Source organism: Arthrobacter sp. 10T413_2 (assembly GCF_056394205.1).
Map to the genome: position 1 here is coordinate 1 of NZ_JBFTHK010000324.1, position 1,987 is coordinate 1,987.

3 protein-coding genes are annotated in these 1,987 nt (G+C 62.0%); all 3 read right to left on the reverse strand.

What is annotated here, in order from left to right; all coding sequences use genetic code 11:
- Positions 1 to 253 (reverse strand): hypothetical protein (locus AC1DBQ_RS23120; protein ID WP_476930721.1); only part of this gene is annotated, 253 nt, incomplete at its 3' end.
- Positions 243 to 656, reverse strand: coding sequence for a hypothetical protein (locus AC1DBQ_RS23125; RefSeq protein ID WP_476930722.1), 414 nt, complete (start codon positions 654 to 656; stop codon positions 243 to 245). The genes AC1DBQ_RS23125 and AC1DBQ_RS23120, both read right to left, overlap by 11 nt.
- Before the next feature lie 616 nt (positions 657 to 1,272).
- On the reverse strand, positions 1,273 to 1,987 hold a 715-nt coding region (locus AC1DBQ_RS23130), incomplete at its 5' end, for a replication initiation factor domain-containing protein (RefSeq protein ID WP_476930723.1).

Consider the following 1,987-nt stretch of genomic DNA (forward strand, 5'->3'; position numbering starts at 1 on the left):
CCGGCCAGGCAGACCGCACCAGGTCCACAAAGGCGTCCGTATCCTCACCAGACGCCCAGGCATGCGGATCGCCGTTGTCACCCCCTGCCAGCACCCTGGCAACGGTCCCAGAAGGCCCCACAAGCTCATAACCGTGCTTGTACCCGTGCATGCCCCTACCCGCCTTAACCTCGGCTCCTAGCGCGTTCTGAAGGGTCTCCAGGACCACCGTGGGATGGGCCTGTACGGTCGCTGCATACCAGTCAAACCGCATGGCCCTTCCTCCGCCTCGAATGTGATCCATCGATTACCCTGACCCCCGTGATTACAGGACGGGGGTCTTTCTTGGCCCCAGCCGCACCTACGCCCCGCCGGACGTCGTGCTCATCGCTTGCGCTCGCCCTCCGTCGGGGCGCAGCCACAGGCGCGGAGGAGGATTTCGCATTCTTACCAAGGGAGGCCCCTTCCCCTGCCTGGTGGAACGTCGTCAAGAGCGCATCGAGCTGTCCCATGACGGCCTCCAGGTGAGGCAGCGCAGCCCGCTCGGAATCCTCGGCCACCCGAACAAGGTTTTCCTTCACCCCCGCCTGGGCCTTCTTCGCAGCCTCGACGGCCGCACACACACGCTCCAGGACAGGCGCCACGGACTCAACCAGCTCCACGACGATAGAGGACATGCTCTGCCCCTGGTGAGCAGCCATGCGCTGGAGCAGCTCGTGATGGTGAGGCTCCAGGGTGATCGTGATTCTTGGTTTCGTTGTAGACATTCCCTCTCCGTAACGGTGCATCACCTCCCATGCTAGTGCATCACCCATGAGTGACGCAAGCCCCGCATTGCTTGCATGGCGCGAATGCCTCGCCAGGCGAAAAAAAGGGCGGAGCCGCGAAGCCCCGCCCAGGTACATAGATGCCCTGCTTGCATGGGGGCTAAAGCGCCCCCATACCCTGCAATTCTCGTTACACGTCACGGAAATTTACGCGGCCTCCAGGATGGCGAACGGTACGTTGACCAGGTTGCCCAGGTCGAGCTCTACAACCGCGTGAGGGGACCCCTCCCCTGCCTGAATCGCATCGAGCGTTCCAGACATGCCAACGGGCCAAACGGTGCCCCCGTCTCCGTACTCGTCAAAGGTCCTGGTGAGGGCAACCTGGTTGCCCAGGTGCGAAAGCGCCCACAAAGGAATGCCGTTGATAAAATCGCATGCAGCTGCCATGACTAAGCTCCGTAATAGCTTGATGGTGGTTAGGGCTGCAGGACCGCGCCAACGGTACCTGTGGCCCGCTTTGAGAAATTTACCCTTCCTTGCGCACCTTCGCGATTGCGTCCCCAATCTGCAGACCCACGCAAGACCAGTCGCCCAGGTCAGCGCGCAACCTCTCCAGCATGTGTCCGTACTGCCGGACCATGAAGTGGAAAGCCCTCTCGTCGTCGGCCTCTCGCCAGACGTTCATTTGAACTCGCGGCACATCGATTTCCAGACACCTTTTTGCCAGCTCACCAGTCCAGGCAGAGAAGCCCCAAGCATCCTCCGGCGAGACGTAAGCAGCCGCCTTCTTCGCCAGTTTCTGTGGCCGGATCTGAGCCTCCATACGGCACCAGTCCGCAGGGATCAGCTCAGCACCCTGGATGACCTTCGCGCGCAATTGCTTGCCCTTCTCGTAGAGCCGGATGAAGGTCGGAGACTTGCGAGAACCGACGTACAAGGTCCGCCCGTCCTCGAGACGGTGATAGTCGCCAGCCTGGGAAACCTTGAGCCGCAGCTCATCGGCGATCGCCAAGCAAGCCCCGTTGAGCTTGTCCCAAGAACCAGGCCCTTGGAAATCCTCCGCGGAATCCATGCGCGTCACCTGGTGATCGTCCGGCCAGGCAGACCGCACCAGGTCCACAAAGGCGTCCGTATCCTCACCAGACGCCCAGGCATGCGGATCGCCGTTGTCACCCCCTGCCAGCACCCTGGCAACGGTCCCAGAAGGCCCCACAAGCTCATAACCGTGCTTGTACCCGTGC

Excerpts from the sequence above, each read along its gene's own strand:
- AC1DBQ_RS23125 (WP_476930722.1), bottom strand. The coding sequence starts at position 656 with ATGTCCTCTATCGTCGTGGAGCTGGTTGAGTCCGTGGCGCCTGTCCTG.